Raw genomic sequence first — 13,784 nt, 5'->3', positions numbered from 1 at the left:
AACACCGCCGTTTGCGGCGATAAAACCGCTGTTAGAATGTTTGCATGTCCACCTATATTCTGATCCTTGACGATGATGCCGATGTCGCCACCGCGGCGCAGTTGCTGCTGCGCCGGCGCTACGGGCAGGTGGGCACACTGAACGATCCAGCGGGCTTGTCGGCCTTGCTGGCGCGCGGCGTGCCGGACGTGGTGCTGCTGGATCTGAATTTCACGCCGGGCCGCATCAACGGCGCGGAGGGGTTGGCGCTGCTCGACCTGCTGCGTGCCCAGGCGCGTCCGCCGGCGGTGATTGCGATGACGGCGTATGCCGATGTGCCGCTGGCGGTGGAAGCGCTGAAGCGCGGCGCCGGTGACTTCATCACCAAGCCATGGGATAACGCGCGCCTGGTCGCCGCTGTGGACCAGGCGTTGGCGCGGCGTGGTGCGGAACGCGGCGTTGGCGCGGATTCGTCGGCGCTGATGGGCGAGTCGCAAGCCATGCGTGAGCTGAAGGCGCTGATCGCCAGCGTGGCGCCGACCGAGGCGAATGTCATGGTGTTGGGCGAGAACGGCGTCGGCAAGGAATTGGTGGCGCGCGCGATTCATGCGTCGTCGCGCCGTGCCGCCGGCACCTTGCTGGCGGTGGACATGGGCGCGTTGCCGGAATCGACCTTCGAGAGTGAGTTGTTCGGACACCGCAAAGGCTCGTTCACCGACGCGAAGGTGGATCGCGCCGGGCGCTTCCAGGCGGCGCGCGGCGGCTCGCTGTTCCTCGACGAGATAGGCAATATGCCCTTGGCGGCGCAGGCCAAGCTGCTGACCGCGCTGGAGCGGCGCGAGGTGACGCCCATCGGCGCCGACAAGCCGGAAGCGATCGACGTGCGCATCATCAGCGCCACCAATCTGGAAGAAGCGAGTCTGTTCGATCCATCGGTGTTCCGCGCTGACTTGCTGTTTCGGCTCAACACCATCGTGCTGCGCGTGCCGCCATTGCGCGAACGGCGCGAGGACGTGCCGGTGCTGCTGCGGCATTATCTGCAAATTTACGAGGCGCGGTACCAGCGCCCCGCGCGCGGCATCGCCCCCAGTGCGCTGGACGCCTTGTTGCTGCACGATTGGCCGGGCAATGTACGCGCCTTGCGCCACGCTTGCGAGCGCGCCGTGATATTGGGCCAGGGCGCGGAATACGTGGTGGCCGATTTCGGTCTCGCCGCCGCACCTGCCGCCACGCATATCGCTGTCGCGCGAACGGTCACCGGCGACGCCACACTGGATGCCATCGAGCGTGCGGCGATCGCCTCGACCCTGGCGCAATTCAACGGCAACATCAGCCACGCGGCCAAGACGCTGGGCATCAGCCGCGCGGCGCTGTATCGCAAGCTGGGCAAACATGGCATCTGAGCGCGCGCTCAAGCTGGGTGTGGCCGTCGGCGTGGCGGGGCTGATGGCGCTCGCCATTGCCGCCGACGTGCTGGCGCCGACGCCGGAGCCGCGCCGCATCGTCCTGTGTGGCCTGCTCGCGTTGGCGCCGGCCTGCTTGCTCTGGCGATGCCTGCATCGCCTCACACCGCGCATGCCGCACATGGAAAGCATCGCCGCCAGCGCGCCGGAGACACCGCGCGCGCTGGCCGACGCCAACCTCGCGCTGGATGCCCGCCTTGAACATGCGCCTATCGCGCTGTTTCGCATCGAGCATGCAAGCGGCGCTGGTGCCGTGGCTCCGCTCAACGCCAGCGCGCGTCGCCTGCTGGCGCCCGGCCGCGCCATCGCACCGCGGGAACTGCACCAGCTGTTGGGCGCGCAGGCGGTAGGCCAACGTCAACTGGTCAGCTTCAACACGGAGCGCGGCGCCGAGCGCGCGCTGGTCGCCATTTCCGCGCTGTCGGTGCAAGGCGTCGCGCAGCGTCTTGCCGCGCTGATGCCGGTGGAAAGCCAGCTGGAAGCCGAAGCCCTCAACGCCTGGCGCGAGCTGGTGCAAGTGCTGACCCATGAAATCATGAACTCCCTGACGCCGGTGGCGTCGCTGTCGCGCACCGCCTGTGGCTTGCTGGAAGAAGTACAGAACGATCTGCAGCCGGACATTCACGCAGACCTCAACACCGCGCTGGACGCGATCGCCCGCCGCGCCGCCAGCCTGGCCGATTTTGTCGGCAGCTACCGCAGCCTGTCGACCGTGCCGCCAGCGCAGCCGCAACGCGTGCTGCTGGAAGAATTGTTTGAACGCTTGAAGGCGCTGCTGGAACCGCAGTGGCAGGGCAGGCTGACGTTCTCGGTCGAACCGGCGTCGCTGGAAGTGATGGTCGATCCCGGCCAGCTGGAACAAGCGCTGATCAACCTGTTGAAGAACGCCGCGGAAGCGGGCACCCAGGCGCAGGTGAGCGCGCGCCTGAGCCGTGGCGGCCGTCTGCGGATCGAAGTCGCGGACAACGGTCCCGGCGTGCCGGAAGCACTGGCCGCGCATATCTTCACGCCCTTCTTTTCGACCAAGAAGCAGGGCAGGGGCATCGGCCTGGCGATGGTGCGGCATCTGGTGCACGCCAACGGCGGCACGGTGCGCCACGCGCGGCCGGTCGGTGCCGGCGCGCGCTTCATCCTGACGTTCTGAAGAAAGTCAGCGCACCATATCCACGTGCATGATGCCGTCTTCGTCATACGGCTCGGTCACCGTCTGAAAACCAAAGCTGGCGTAGAACGGTTGCAGGTGCGCCTGCGCGCCGATGCGGAAGCGGTGACCAGGGTGCAGCTTCTCGGCCAGCGGTATCGCCTTGGCCAGCAACTCGCGGCCAACGCCGCTGCCGCGTCCGGCCTGGGTGGTCAGCACGCGGCCCAGCGACATCTGGTCGAACTTCACGCCCGGCGGTACGCAGCGCAGATAGGCGACCAGCGTGCGCTGGCCGTCGATGTCGCGCCAGCCCATCAGGTGATGGCAGACCGGATCGGCGCCGTCGATGTCGGGATACAAACAGGTCTGCTCCAGGATGAACACCGCCTGCCGCTGGCGCAGCACCTCATACCAGTCGGCGCGCGGAATGTCGTCAAAAGCCAGCCAGTGCCATTCAATCATTGCTTGTCTCGTTCGGAATCAAAACATCGATTGTATGTGAAAAGGCCGGCGCCTCGGAGAGGGGCCGGCCTGGCATGCCGCTGACTGGATTAAACGATGGTCAGGGTCACGTCGATGTTGCCGCGGGTGGCGTTCGAGTAAGGGCACACGATGTGCGCGGCGTCGACCAGTTTCTGCGCGGTTTCGCGGTCCATGCCCGGCAGCGAGATTTTGTGCTCGACCTCGATGGCGAAGCCGGTTGGGACAGGGCCGATGCCCACCGAGGTTTCCACCGACAGGTCGGCCGGCACGGCGATCTTGTCGCGGCCACCGACGAATTTCATCGCGCCGATGAAGCAGGCGGCGTAGCCCGAAGCGAACAGCTGTTCAGGATTGGTGCCTTCGCCGCCGGCGCCGCCCAGTTCTTTTGGCGTGCTCAGCTTCACGTTCAGTTTGCCGTCCGTCGAAGCGGATTGGCCTTCGCGGCCGCCGGTGGTTTTAGCGTGTGCGGTGTACAGTACTTTTTCGATCGACATGATGATTCCTTTCAGTGAGTGAATACTTCAAAAGTTTGTTGGCTATTCAATCGCTTGCTACCTTCGTGTTAGAAAGCAGCTTGCTAATTTACTACAACTCGCGCTGTTTGCAGCGCCCATATGCACACTGTACATAGTATGCGATCAAATAGCAAGCGATATTTTAAAAATTGAAAAATATAGTCTGCTTTCGACGTAAATGTTCCGCGTAAATAAAGTCAAAAAAAACAAAATATAGTCGAAAATGAAAAAAAAATAGTCGTAAAAAGATTGAAGAAGCATTGGTCGCTCAACAGGCGGCGCAATTAGAACCAATAGAAGGGTTGGTTTTAAATTGGCAAGAAGACGAGACCTTGTATAGCCTGTTGGCCCGAAATCATCAGGTTCGTGGCGCTATGTCTCCTGAGGACACCATCAAGATGTTCTTTGGTTCGGCAAGCGGAGGAAGCCTCCACGAAGACCATAGCGAACTCGACATCTTCGTAGTAAGAACACAAGGTAGCCTGGGCACGGCGGAGCAGATCCTGGAGGAGCATACACTTTTCCGTTTTTTCCGGATGTTCATGAACAGTAGCCAGCTGAAGCAGGTGGAGTCAGGGAGAAGGTCTGCAAAAAAAATGCTGAATTTTCCCCTGGCGTTGCCTATTGGGGGTTTTCGGAATGTTCATCCACTAAAGGGTTGCCCCGCATGCTGTGATGAAGATATGGCAGCGACAGGCATGCCTTACTGGCGATTGAAGCATCAGTATCTGGGTGTGTGGGTAAAGGCCTGCGGCGGTGTCAACTCAAAGGGCGCAAACGCATCGGTCCATTCCTTCTCGAGGCGCCGCGCAAGCGCTGAGGTGTTGAAGTAGAGGCAGTGATCAAACATGAACAGACTATAGCGAATATTAGTTAGCTATGCAACCAAATACCGAAAAAGACACTGTGTGAACGTAGGGCGCCTTGTGTTGAACAACATTCATCCAAATTGCAAGTGAAGAAATTCTTTCCAATTCTCACAAACTAAGCGTAGAATTAATTCCATCGGGAAATTTTCCGAAGTTGAAACCCCACCCCTGTTTCCCCTCCTTTCACGCAGCCGCTACGCTGCCGATCCTGCCGCCGAGTCCGAGCCTTGCGCTCACTCCACGACCTCAAGTGGCCTTTTCGCAATTGTAGATGGAGAGTATCATCATGAAAGTGACGATTAAATTCAGATTGATCACGGCCATGGCCCTGCTTGGGGTATTGCTGGTCGTGACGGGTGTGAGCGGTTTGTACGGTATGCAGAAGATTAACCTGAGCCTGCGCGACGTCAACGAAAATGCCATGCCGTCGGCCATGGCCATCGGTGAATCGCAGCTGGCGCTGGCGCGCGCGCGTCTGGCGCTGGACCGGGTGGCCATGCACCCCGAGCTGGCCGATTCCGCCAAGACCATGAGCCGCGCCGAAAGTTTTGTGGCGACGTCCGACAAGGCCTGGGCGCGTTATCTGGCGCTGCCGCAGGGCGGCGAGGAAAAGCGCCTGTCGGACCAGATGGACAAGGACCGCCTGGCGTTCAAGGAGCAGGCGCTGCAGCCGCTGCTGCGCGCGCTGCGTGATCGCGACGCCGCACTGGCGGACAAGGTCATCATGACGACCATGCAGCCGACCTTTGCCAAGCTGTCGGAGAGCGCCCAGGCGCTGGCCGAGTTCCAGGCCGCATCGGGGGCTAGCGCCTATGAGCAGAGTCAGGCGAGCTACGTCAACCAGCGTTGGCTGACCATCGGTGCCATCCTCGGCGGCCTGGCACTGATCGTGGCGGCGGCGGTCTCGCTGCTGCGCTCGATCCTGGTGCCGATCCGCGCTTCGGTAAAACACTTCGAGCGCATGGCCGACGGTGATCTGGCCAACGCCATTGACGTGCATGGCAACGATGAGATGTCGGAGCTGATGCGCGCGCTGGAGCAGATGCAGAGCAAGCTGTCGGCCACCGTCGTCATCGTGCGCGACGGCGCGGCCAGCATCGCCACCGCCACGTCGGAAATCGCCACCGGCAATCTGGATCTGTCCGGCCGCACCGAGCAGCAGGCCGCCAGCCTGGAGGAAACCGCGTCGTCGCTGGAGCAGCTGACCGCCACCGTGCGGCAGAATTCGGACAACGCCCGCCAGTCCAATGCGCTGGCGCAGGAAGCCTCGCGGGTGGCCGCGCGCGGCGGTGAGGTGGTGGGCAATGTGATTGACACCATGGAGTCGATCCGTGCCGCCTCCAACCGCATCGCCGACATCATCAGCGTGATTGACGGCATCGCCTTCCAGACCAATATCCTGGCGCTGAACGCCGCCGTGGAGGCGGCGCGTGCCGGCGAGCATGGCCGCGGTTTCGCGGTGGTGGCGTCGGAAGTGCGCACGCTGGCGCATCGCAGCGCCGAGGCGGCCAAGGACATCAAGGCGCTGATCAGCGATTCGGTGGCGCGGGTGGACGGCGGCGTCAGCCAGGTGCGCGAGGCCGGCGCCACGATGGGCGAGATCGTCGCCAGCATCGAGCGCGTCACCAACATCATGACCGAAATCAGCGCCGCCGGTCAGGAACAGGAAGTCGGCATCAGCCAGATCAACCAGGCGGTATCGACGCTGGACGCGACCACGCAGCAGAACGCCGCGCTGGTGGAGCAGGCGGCGGCGGCGGCGGCGTCACTGGAGGAGCAGGCCAGCCATCTGTCGCAGGCGGTGGCGGCGTTCAAGCTCGGCGGCGGCGACGCGCGGCATCCGCCGGGGCGTATGCTGCTGGCGGCTTGAAGCTGGCCGGCAACAGGAAAGCCGCCGCGAAGCGGCTTTTTTTCGCCCCAATCTGGCGGCACTTGGTAATTCTGTAATTGATAATCATTCCCATTCACTGTAGAATGGGGCGATTCTTTCATCAGGTTATTCCCATGCGTCTCCTTCCTGTCTATCTCGCGCTCGCCGCCGTATTCCCCGCCTATGCCTATGCGGATGCTCAAGCCGGGCAGACCGACGACCAGGTTCTAGAAGCCGTCAAAGTGACCGCCGCGCGGGCGGACGGCTTCGAGCCGAAGACGGTGGAGGCGGGCAGCTTCCGTGGCGCCGACATCATGGATGTGCCCTCGACCGTCAACGTCATCACGCGCGAAGTGCTGGAGTTGCAGGCGGCCGGCGGCTTGTACGACGCGGTGCGCAACACCGCCGGCGTTACGCGCCAGCAGAACGGCGGCGAGACCTGGGACCAGCTGGTGATTCGCGGCATTCCGGTCGAGAACCGCACCAACTACCGCTTGAACGGCTCACTGGCGATCATGAACTTCGCCCAGGTGCCGATGGAGGACAAGGAGCGGGTCGAAGTGCTGAAGGGCGCCACCGCCCTGTACTACGGCTTTACCTCGCCGGCCGGCGTGGTCAACTTCGTCACCAAGCGCGCCGGCGCCACGCCGGTCAGCACGGTGGGCATGACGGTCGACCAGAACGGCACCGCCGTCGCCACCGCTGATGTCGCGCGCCGCTTCGGCGATACGCAGCAGGTGGGCGTGCGCGTCAACCTGGCCGGCGGTACGCTGGCTTCCTACATGGACGACGTGGGCAACGGCAACCGCAAGTTCGCGTCGGCGGCGCTGGACTGGCGCGTCAACGCGCGCCTGCTGCTGAAGGCCGATCTGGAATACGACAAGCGCCGCGTCACCGAGCAGGCGGGCGTTCAGCTGCCGACCGCCGTCAATGGCGTGATCACGCTGCCGCGCGCGGTCGATCCTCGGCGCCTGGTCGGTCCGGACTGGGCGCGCTTTGAGACCGAAAGCAAGAACGTGCTGCTGCGCGCCGACTATGCGCTTAGCGACGACTGGGCGCTGACGGTGGAAGCCGGCCACGCCGAGACCGCGCGTGATCGCTCGCTGCCGATCTTCCGCTTCACCAATGCCGCCGCGTTGGCCACCGGCGCCGGCCGCATCACCGGTAATCTGCAGCACAGCGAACTCGATTCCACCATGCTGCGCGCCGAACTGGCGGGCACGTTGCGCACCGGCGCGGTCCAGCATGACCTCACCTTCGGCGCCAACCGCACCGACAAGGGCCAGGACCCGATTTACACGGCCAACTACACGATCGCCTCGCAGAACCTGTACAACCCGGTGCCGATCACCAGCTACAGCATCGGCGCCTACCCGACCACGCCCAGCACCGCCGCGCTGGATACGCGCGACAAGGGTGTGTACGCGATCGACCATCTGACCTTCTCGCCGCAGTGGCAGGCGGTGGCCGGCGTGCGCAGCGTGAAGTACCGCAGCGACCAGGGCGCCAATCACTATGACGTCAGCAAGACCACGCCGATGACGGCGCTGATCTACAAGCTCGATAGCGACCTGTCGTTCTACGCCTCGTCGTCGCAGGGCCTGGAGGAGGGCGACACCGCGCCGCTTGGCACCGTCAACTCGGGCGAGCGCATGGCGCCGGGTGTCAGCCGCCAGAAGGAACTGGGCGCGCGTTGGCGCGTGCCGGGCGGCACGCTGCTGCAGGCGGCGCTGTTCGACATCAAGCGTCCCGGCTCGTACACCAACACCGCCAACGTCTATACCAGCGATGGCGAGCAGCGTTATCGCGGCCTGGAGCTGTCGGCGCAGGGCAAGCTGACGCGCCAGCTGTCGTGGCAATCGTCGGCGCAGTGGCTCGATCCGTCGTTCCGCAACATCAACGCCAGCTACAACGGCAAGCTGCCGGAGAACGCGGCCAAGCAGACCGCCAGCGCCTTCCTGTCGTATGAACTGGCGGCGGTGCCGGGCCTGTCGTTCAATGGCGGCGCGTATTACACCGGCCGCCGTCCGGTCGACGATTTGAATCAGGCCTTCCTCGGCGGCGTCACCTTGTTCAGCGCCGGCGGCCGTTATGCCACCAGCATCGCCGGCAAGCATACCGTCTGGCAGGTCAATATCGACAACGCCGCCGACAAGCAGTATTGGGCCGGTGCCGGCACGCGTCTGGCGTCGGGCGCGCCGCGCCTGATTAAACTGAGCGTGAAGGTGGATCTGTGAAAAAGCTGTGGTTTCAGCTGCACTGGTTTGTTGGCATCACCGCCGGCACGGTGCTGATGGTGATCGGCCTGACGGGCGCCCTCCTCGCCTTCCGTGAGCAAATCCTCGATGCGCTCAATCCCGGTGTGCGCAACGTGGTGGTGCAGGACGCGCCGGTGCTGTCGCCGCAGCGGTTCGCGCAGGCGGCGCTGCTGGCCAGGCCGCATGAACGCGTCGCCAGCATCATCCTGTACGACACGCCGGGTTCCAGCGCGCGTGTCGGCCTGGCGCCGGCGCCGGGCGAGCGCCGTGGCGAAACGATTTATCTCAATCCCTACACCGGCGCGCTGCTGCCGGAGCTGAAGTACGACGGCTTCTTCGAATGGAATGAGCGCATGCACCGCTTCCTGCTGATGGAGCGCGACACCGGCAAGATGTTCAGCGGCACGCTGGCCTTCATGCTGCTGGGCCTTACGCTCACGGGCCTGTATCTGCGCTGGCCGCGCCGTGTGTGGGACTGGCGCACCTGGCTCACCTTCGACCCGCGTATGAAGGGCCGCTCGTTCCTGTGGGGCCTGCACTCGGTGGCGGGAACCTGGGTGCTGGTGGTGTTCGTGATGTTCACGCTGTCCGGCGTCTACTGGGCCTTCGACCCGATCCGCAACTTGGCGGACGGCTGGATGGGCACCCTGCGTCCGCCGCGCGAAGCGGCCGCGCCGAAACCGAAAGGCGTCAAGCCACCCAAGTCCGAGCCGGTCGATTTGAGTGCCAGCTGGCAGACCTTCGAGAAGAACGCGCCGAACTGGCAGATGGCCTTCCTGCGGCTGCCGGAGCGCGCCGCCGCGCCGCTGCAGATTCTGTGGGTGGCCAAGGATGCGCCGCACGTGCGGGCGCGCAGCAGCATGAGCATCAACCCGCAGACCGGTGAACTGGTGAAAAATGAGCTGTACGCCGACAAGCCGGTCGGCGCGCGCATTCAGTCGACCATCTACCCGCTGCACATCGGCACCTACTTCGGCGTCACCGGTCAGATCATCGTGTTCATCGCCGCGCTGGCGCTGCCGGGCTTCGGCATCACCGGCTGGATGCTGTACCTCGACCGCCGCAAGCAGAAACGCATCGCCCGCGCCGAGCGCGCGCAGTTCGCCGCCGGCGCCTTGCCGGTCGGCGCGGAGGACGATCCGGTGCTGATGGCCTACGCCAGCCAGACCGGCCAGGCCGAGCGTCTGGCGCTGCAAAGCGCGGCCGCCTTGCAGAAGGCCGGCGTGGCGGTGCACGTGCAATCGCTGGAAAAACTGACGCCGCCGCAGTTGGGCAAATATCGTCGTGCGCTGTTCGTCGCCAGCAGTTTCGGCGAAGGCGAGCCGCCGGACAGCGCGCGCCGCTTCGCGCGTCTGCTGACCGCGGCGCGGGAAGAACTCAAGCATGTACAGTACGCCGTGCTGGCGCTGGGCGACCGCAATTACGCGCAGTTCTGCGGCTTTGGGCATACGCTGGATCAGCGCCTGGCCGTCATGGGCGCGCAGCCGCTGCATCCGATGATTGAAGTCGACAACGGCGACGCCGGCGCGCTGGCCCGTTGGGGCAACGCCTTGCGTGGCTTGATGGGCGAGGGCGCGGCCGATGCCGCCGAACTGGCGCTGAGCACCGCCGCCGGCGAGGCGGATTACGCCAGCTGGCGTTTGGAAAAACGCGTGCTGCTCAATCCTGGCAGCATCGGCTTGCCGCTGTACGAGATCACGCTGCGCGGCGCCATCGGCACCGGCTGGCGTCCGGGCGCGCTGGTGGACATCTGGCCGGGCCACTATGGTGACGGCGTGGCGCCGCGCCGCTACTCGCTGGCGTCGATCACGCAGGACGGCACGTTGCAACTGATCGTGCGTCAGGTGCGCTGCGCGCGGAGTCAGGGCCTGGGCCTGGCCTCCGGCTGGCTGACCGACCAGGCGGCGATTGGCGATGCGGTGCGGGTGCGGTTGATCGCCAATCCGGCGTTCGACGCTGGTCCGTCATCGGCGCCGGCGATCTACATCGGCAACGGCTCCGGCCTGGCCGGCCTGCGTTCGCACCTGCGCGACCGCGTGCTGCAAGGGGCGCGGCGCAACTGGCTGATTTTCGGCGAACGCCAGCGTGAACACGACGCCATCTGCGCCGAAGAGATTCAGGGGCTGCGCGATAAAGGCTATCTGCCGGCACTGGACCTGGTCTACTCGCGTGATGCCAACGGCGGCGGCTACGTGCAGGACGCGATGCGCGAACGCGCCGCCGAACTGCGTGCGTGGATCGATGACGGCGCGCTGATCTTCGTCTGCGGCAGCCTGCAAGGCATGGCCGGCGGCGTCGACGCCGCGCTGGCCGACATCATCGGCCGTACCCGGCTCGATCAACTGGCGGAAGCGGGCCGCTACCGCCGCGACGTGTATTAAAGCGCGGTCTCGTAGCCTTCGAGGACGTTGACCACGTTGACGCCCAGTTCCTTGACCGCGTAGCCGCCTTCGAAGATGAAGGCGGTCGGCAGGTTGAGCCAGGCCAGGCGCTCGCCGATCTTCAGGTAGTCGGCGCTGTGCAGCGCGAAGCGCGACAGCGGGTCGCCGGCGAAGGTGTCCACCCCCAGCGAGACCACCAGCGCGTCCGGCGCGAAGCTGCCGATGCGGATGCAGGCCGTCTCCAGCGCCGTGAACCACGCCTGCGTGCTGCTGCCCGCCGCCAGCGGCAGGTTGAGGTTGAAGCCGTGGCCGTCGCCGTCGCCGCGCTCGTCGGCGTGGCCGAGGTAGAACGGGTATTCGTCGCGCGGGTCGGCGTGGATCGAGATGAACAGCACGTCGCTGCGCTGGTAGAAGATGCTTTGCGTGCCGTTGCCGTGGTGGTAGTCGATGTCGATGATGGCGACCTTGCGCGCGCCGTCGTCGAGCAGGTGCTGCGCCGCCAGCGCGGCGTTGTTCAGGAAGCAGTAGCCGCCGAAGAAATCGGCGCCGGCGTGGTGGCCGGGCGGGCGGCTCAGCACGAAGGCGCCGCGCTCGCCGAGGCGCAGCGCGTGGGCGGCGTTGACCGCGCAGTCGGCGCCGGTCTTGGCGGCGGTCCAGGTGCCGGCCGTCAGCGGCGTGCCGCTGTCCATCGAGTACAGCCCCATGCGCGCGGCGAAGTTGTGCGGCTCGATGTCGCTGCGCAGCGTGCGCACCGGCCACACCGAGGGGATGGCGTCCTTGCCGGCGTTGGCCGGGTCCAGCGCCACCCATTCGCTCCAGGCGTTGCGCAGAAAGTGCAGGTAGCGCGGCGTGTGGATGCGCTCCAGCGACATCAACGGCACGCCGTGCGGCGTGACGATGCGGCCCAGGCCGCGCCGGCCCAGCTCCGCCAACACCGAATCCGCCCGCGCCGGCTGGTCAAAGCAGGGCACCAGTTCGCCGCGAAAGAATTCGTGGCGGCCCTGGTGCTGCGCGTGCAGTTCGTTGTAGAAGGTGAGCATGAGGTCAGTCGCCACCCTGGCGCGACTGGCACAGGTTGCTGGCGCGGTAGGCGGCGACGTAGTCGTCGAAGTCGGCCTGCGGCGCCGCTTCCATCGCGGCCTGCTCAGCCAGCGAGACGGCGGCCAACTGGTCGAAGTAGGCGGCGTCGTCGGCGCTCGGCGGGTGGTCGCGGAAGTAGGCCGCGTGCTGTTGGCTTTGCGCCAGCGCGAAGGCGTTGAACGAGTTGCCGTGCGCTTGCAGCGCTTGCAGCACCTTGGCCGATGGCGTCAGCGTGGCGTCGGCCAGCTTGGCCGATTGCGCCGCCAGCGCGTCGCCGTGGACGTGGTCGCCGCGCTGGGCGTCGAGCAACGCGGCGACCGGGCGGATGCGTTCCAGCAGCTCGGCGCCCCAGGCGGTCAGCGCCACCTCGGCGCCTTGCCGGTTCAGCGTCAGGCCGGGGCGGCGGCCTTCCTTGACGGTGCGGGCGAAGTTGTCGGCATAGACCGCGCCTTGCTCCGGCGTGGTCGGCGGGCTGTCCTCCAGCGCGCAGAACAGCAGGAAGGCGTCGAGGAAGCGGCCGGCCTGTTCGCTGATGCCGACCGGCTCGAACGGGTCGACGTCCATGCAGCGCACCTCGATGTATTGCACGCCACGCGCGCACAGCGCCTGGATCGGCCGCTCGCCGGTCTGGATCACGCGTTTCGGCCGGATGGTCGAGTAGTACTCGTTTTCGATCTGCAGCACATTGGTGTTCAGCTGGATCCATTCGCCGTCGCGCTTGGTGCCCAGCCTGGCGTAGGGTTCGTAGGGCTGGTTGACGGCCTTGGTCATCGTGGCCACGTAGCTGTCGAGGCAGTTCTCGTGCGGGCGCAGGCCGGACTGGGCGTCGTTCTGGTAGCCCAGGTCGCTCATGCGCAGGCTGGTCGCGTACGGCAGGTACAGCGTGTCGGCCGACAGCGTGTCGAGCTGGTGCGGACGGCCGCGCAGGAAGCCGGACGACAGCACCGGCGAGGCGCCGAACAGATACATCAGCAGCCAGCTGTAGCGGCGGAAGTTGCGGATGGTGGCGAAATATGCCTCCGACTGGTAAGCGCGCGGCGTCAGGCGCGGCGCGCCGGCCTGGCTGTCGGCCTCGTGATCGGCCAGCACGCGCCACAGGCGCTCGTCGAGCGAGTAGTTGTAGTGGATGCCGGCGATGCACTGCATCGCCTTGCCGTAGCGCAGCGCCAGGCCGCGGCGGTACACATGCTTGAGCGTGCCCAGGTTGGAGCTGCCGTACCAGGCGATCTCGATGTCTTGCTCGGCCGGCAGCGCGCACGGCATCGACTGGCTCCACAGCAGCTCGTCGCCCAGCTTGCTGTAGGCGTAGCGGTGGATGCCGTCCAGTTTGGCGAGCGTGGTGGCGATGTCCCGCTCGGCCGGGGTGATGAATTCCAGCAGCGTTTCAGCGTAGTCGGTGGTGATTTGCGGATGCGTCAGCGCCGCCCCCATGGCCACCGGATGCGGCGTGCGCGCCAGATGACCGGCGCGGTCCACGCGCAGGGTCTCCCGTTCGATGCCTCGCAGCCCGCCAGCCAGCACGGCGCGGTGTTTTTCTTCGGCCAGCAAGGCCAGGCGTCGTGTCAAAAGAGTTGGCAATTTGAAATCCTTTCTGGTGCAGCAAAATAATTATTGGTGCAGAGAGTAACCGAAATTGGCGGAACTCGCCGAAAGGCGGCAAGAAGAGCATTTTAGCAAAGGACGCGGCTTTTTCCGTGCCAGGCAAGCGGGCCGGGCATTTGCGAGCCCGCCATTCTGATGGCGGT

General features: G+C 65.4%; 9 protein-coding genes and 2 pseudogenes. 6 read left to right on the top strand and 5 right to left on the bottom strand.

Annotation, left to right across the window (positions count from 1 at the left end; translation table 11 throughout):
- The first annotated feature begins 44 nt into the window (after window positions 1-44).
- Window positions 45-1,382 (top strand): sigma-54-dependent transcriptional regulator, encoded by a 1,338-nt coding sequence (locus GTP44_RS00490; RefSeq protein WP_161017885.1) that lies wholly within the window; start codon window positions 45-47, stop codon window positions 1,380-1,382.
- Window positions 1,372-2,586 (top strand): sensor histidine kinase, encoded by a 1,215-nt coding sequence (locus GTP44_RS00485; protein WP_161017884.1) that lies wholly within the window; start codon window positions 1,372-1,374, stop codon window positions 2,584-2,586. Before GTP44_RS00490 ends, GTP44_RS00485 begins: the two co-directional genes overlap by 11 nt.
- Before the next feature lie 6 nt (window positions 2,587-2,592).
- Here GTP44_RS00485 and GTP44_RS00480 read toward each other — a convergent pair whose 3' ends face one another.
- Together GTP44_RS00480 and GTP44_RS00475 are read right to left on the bottom strand one after the other, a co-directional pair.
- Window positions 2,593-3,045 (bottom strand): GNAT family N-acetyltransferase, encoded by a 453-nt coding sequence (locus GTP44_RS00480; RefSeq protein ID WP_161017883.1) that lies wholly within the window; start codon window positions 3,043-3,045, stop codon window positions 2,593-2,595.
- 89 nt (window positions 3,046-3,134) lie between these two features.
- Complete coding sequence (locus GTP44_RS00475) at window positions 3,135-3,560, bottom strand: organic hydroperoxide resistance protein (protein WP_161017882.1); 426 nt, start codon at window positions 3,558-3,560, stop codon at window positions 3,135-3,137.
- Between the two features lie 395 nt (window positions 3,561-3,955).
- Here GTP44_RS00475 and GTP44_RS27320 point away from each other — a divergent pair.
- Window positions 3,956-4,273 (top strand): annotated as a pseudogene (locus GTP44_RS27320) (hypothetical protein); the annotation flags it as partial.
- A 50-nt stretch (window positions 4,274-4,323) separates the two neighbouring features.
- Here GTP44_RS27320 and GTP44_RS27315 read toward each other — a convergent pair.
- A pseudogene (locus tag GTP44_RS27315) lies at window positions 4,324-4,431 on the bottom strand (MarR family transcriptional regulator); the annotation flags it as partial.
- Between the two features lie 305 nt (window positions 4,432-4,736).
- On the opposite strand from GTP44_RS27315, the gene GTP44_RS27960 reads away from it, so the two are divergent.
- From GTP44_RS27960 to GTP44_RS00455, 3 genes are all read left to right on the top strand, one after another.
- Complete coding sequence (locus GTP44_RS27960) at window positions 4,737-6,320, top strand: methyl-accepting chemotaxis protein (protein WP_161017880.1); 1,584 nt, start codon at window positions 4,737-4,739, stop codon at window positions 6,318-6,320.
- 134 nt (window positions 6,321-6,454) lie between these two features.
- A complete protein-coding gene (locus tag GTP44_RS00460) occupies window positions 6,455-8,557 on the top strand; it encodes a TonB-dependent siderophore receptor (RefSeq protein ID WP_161017879.1) in 2,103 nt (700 codons plus the stop codon).
- Window positions 8,554-10,959, top strand: a complete 2,406-nt coding sequence (locus GTP44_RS00455) for a PepSY domain-containing protein (RefSeq protein WP_371867120.1) — start codon at window positions 8,554-8,556, stop codon at window positions 10,957-10,959. Before GTP44_RS00460 ends, GTP44_RS00455 begins: the two co-directional genes overlap by 4 nt.
- Here GTP44_RS00455 and GTP44_RS00450 read toward each other — a convergent pair.
- Window positions 10,956-11,999 carry a histone deacetylase family protein gene (locus tag GTP44_RS00450; RefSeq protein ID WP_161017878.1) on the bottom strand — a complete coding sequence of 348 codons (1,044 nt, stop codon included), beginning with the start codon at window positions 11,997-11,999 and terminating at the stop codon, window positions 10,956-10,958. The genes GTP44_RS00455 and GTP44_RS00450 overlap by 4 nt on opposite strands.
- Before the next feature lie 4 nt (window positions 12,000-12,003).
- Window positions 12,004-13,617, bottom strand: coding sequence for a glutamate--cysteine ligase (gene gshA, locus GTP44_RS00445; RefSeq protein ID WP_160988478.1), 1,614 nt, complete (start codon window positions 13,615-13,617; stop codon window positions 12,004-12,006).
- Between the last annotated feature and the right edge of the window lie 167 nt (window positions 13,618-13,784).

Origin of the sequence: Duganella lactea (assembly GCF_009857505.1) — a bacterium.
Lineage (GTDB): Bacteria > Pseudomonadota > Gammaproteobacteria > Burkholderiales > Burkholderiaceae_D > Rugamonas > Rugamonas lactea.
Note: the sequence above shows the minus strand (reverse complement) of the source record. Positions and strands in the feature narration are given on the sequence as shown.